The organism is Candidatus Frankia nodulisporulans (assembly GCF_902806475.1).
GTDB lineage: Bacteria > Actinomycetota > Actinomycetes > Frankiales > Frankiaceae > Frankia > Frankia umida.
Map to the genome: position 1 here is coordinate 1 of NZ_CADCWS010000498.1, position 1,084 is coordinate 1,084.

Below are 1,084 nucleotides of genomic sequence, written 5' to 3' on the forward strand. Positions count from 1 at the left end.
AGGGTTGTGATCATGAGACGCCGAGGGTTGTTCGAGGATTCCGGTACCGATTTTCCAACTGACCCTCGGCATGCGGCCGCATAACCCTCGGCATCCGGCCTCGGCCCGACCCATCGACCGTCGATCGCCGGCGAGTGCGGGGTGCCCAGCGACCACACTTCGGACTCTGGCCGGCGCCAGTCCGCGGATCCACGAGGAAACGCCTAGGTGGGAAGGTAACCGGGGAGCCCACCGGGGCGCCGCCGACGGCGCAGGATCGCGCGGCGGGAACCGTCCGGGAACAGCCGGAGTCGGTCGAGTTCCCAGTCCCCGAACTCGGCGTGCATCGTGAGGATCTGCACCGCGGCCCGGCGGTCCGTGCCCGGCGGCATGTACAGCTTCTGGTACTCGAGCTCGACTCCAGCCAACGCGACCTGACCTTGTACGACGAGCGGACGGCGGGACGACGGCGAACCACGGCAGGCGCCCGACGGTACGGCGACGCCGCCGACCACCGTGCGGTCCCACCACGTTAACCGTCCCGCTACCTGCCGCAAGGGATGCCGGCCCGTTTCCAACCAGATATCCGCCGATCCACCCCGCGGCCCCCGGCCGTCCCACCCTGACGGTTCCGCGGAACCGCCGCCGGCCACCCCACCCGGACGGTTCCGCGGAACCGCTTCCGGCCGTGCCTGGTTGACGAACCCGGAGCAGTGGGATGATTACCGGCAGCACCAACGGCAAGCACGATACGACGAGAGGACGCCTCGTGCCGCACGCCCCGTCCGACCCTGACCCAGAGCGCGATCCGGGTTCGGCCGCCGAACCTACGACGGCGGCCGACGACACCACGGCAGCGGCCGAGGACGAGACCCAGAACCTTCCACGCCCGTACGAGCGCCCCTCGCTACGCCCAGTCGACTGGAACGGCGACTTCTCCAGCACCTGGAACTCCCGCGACGAGCGTGACGCCGTGAACGAGCTTTCCGCGCAGTACGAATCCGAGTCCGAACAAGAGGACCTGGACAGGCGAAGCGTGGAACGGGTCGAGCGGCTGCGGGAACGTGCTGACGCGGAGTTTGATGCGCAGATCGCGAAGGAAAAA

Annotated in this window: 2 protein-coding genes; one reads left to right on the forward strand and one right to left on the reverse strand. The window is 68.7% G+C overall.

The genetic code is table 11. The annotated features are described in order from the left end of the window. Nucleotides 1-203: 203 nt before the first annotated feature. The gene (locus G6R24_RS21115; protein ID WP_163550860.1) at nt 204-407 is read right to left on the reverse strand and encodes a DUF5703 family protein; all 204 of its coding nucleotides are present in this window, start codon (nt 405-407) and stop codon (nt 204-206) included. 290 nt (nt 408-697) lie between these two features. Here G6R24_RS21115 and G6R24_RS21120 point away from each other — a divergent pair. Further along, nucleotides 698-1,084, forward strand: a 387-nt coding sequence (locus G6R24_RS21120) for a hypothetical protein (RefSeq protein ID WP_225438894.1), incomplete at its 3' end; no start/stop codon positions are given.